The organism is Clostridium sp. ATCC 25772 (assembly GCF_001573875.1).
Lineage (GTDB): Bacteria > Bacillota > Clostridia > Clostridiales > Clostridiaceae > Clostridium_J > Clostridium_J senegalense.
In genome coordinates this window covers 1-544 of the sequence record NZ_LFRG01000201.1, presented here as the reverse complement: position 1 = coordinate 544, position 544 = coordinate 1, and the positions used below count along the sequence as shown (strand labels likewise).

The 544-nt window shown below is 29.4% G+C and carries 1 protein-coding gene; it reads right to left on the bottom strand.

The window, feature by feature from the left end:
• Window positions 1-359 (bottom strand): class II fructose-bisphosphate aldolase (locus AZI32_RS17585; protein WP_206406658.1); only part of this gene is annotated, 359 nt, incomplete at its 3' end.
• Between the last annotated feature and the right edge of the window lie 185 nt (window positions 360-544).

Genomic DNA, 544 nt, shown 5'->3' with positions numbered 1-544 from the left:
TCTTTTGTTTTTTCTATATCTTCTTCAATAGAATAATGAGAACCATCAAACATTACAGAAGAGAATCCTGCTTCTATTACTTTTAATGCTCCTTCATAACTACCATGATCTAAATGTAGAGCTACTGGAACTGTTATATTTAATTCTTCTAACATTCCATTAACCATACCAACTATAGTTTTATATCCACCCATGTACTTACCAGCACCTTCAGATACCCCTAGTATAACTGGAGAATTGTTTTCCTGAGCTGTAAGTAATACTGCTTTAGTCCACTCTAAGTTATTTATGTTGAATTGACCAACAGCATATTTACCTTCTCTAGCTTTGTTTAACATTTCTTTAGCTGAAACTAACATATTAAAAACCTCCATAAGAAAATTAACTTTAATAACAATAACAAGATTGTTAAAAAGTTATGTATATACCTAATGCATATTATACCCTAAAAGGACAAAAATGAAAATAAAATATTAAAAGGCATAGATATTGATGTTAAAAATAAAGAATTTGTAGGGATTATAGGGCCTAATGGAAGTGGAAA